A 608-nucleotide genomic window follows, 5' to 3' on the forward strand; every position below is an offset into this window, starting at 1 on the left:
AGAAAAAGAGCTGAACAAAGTTCGTGCAGAACAGATCGCGATGATCTTCCAAGATCCGATGACCTCGCTAAACCCATACATGAAAGTGAGCGATCAGCTGATGGAAGTGTTGATGCTGCATAAAGGCATGGGCAAGTCAGAAGCGTTTGAAGAATCTGTTCGCATGCTTGAAGCGGTAAAAATCCCTGAAGCTCGCAAACGTATCACCATGTATCCGCATGAATTTTCAGGCGGTATGCGTCAGCGTGTAATGATTGCGATGGCGCTATTGTGCCGTCCTAAACTGCTTATTGCTGATGAACCAACAACCGCGTTGGACGTAACGGTTCAAGCGCAGATCATGGACTTGTTGAACGAGCTGAAATCCGAGTTCAACACTGCAATCATTATGATCACCCACGACCTAGGTGTTGTTGCTGGTTCATGTGACAAAGTGCTTGTGATGTACGCAGGTCGTACGATGGAGTACGGCAACGTAAACGAAATTTTCTACAACCCAAGCCACCCTTATGCGGAAGGTCTGTTAAAGGCGATCCCTCGTCTGGATACAGAAGGCGAAATTCTGCCAACCATTCCTGGCAATCCACCAAACTTACTGCGTCTACCAC

1 protein-coding gene is annotated in these 608 nt (G+C 47.5%); it reads left to right on the top strand.

Features of this window, described 5'->3' with window-relative positions; genetic code table 11:
* Window positions 1-608: oligopeptide/dipeptide ABC transporter ATP-binding protein (locus R7040_RS27850; protein ID WP_318097802.1), on the top strand; the 608-nt coding region annotated here is incomplete at both ends.

This window comes from Vibrio sp. 1069, from assembly GCF_033340555.1.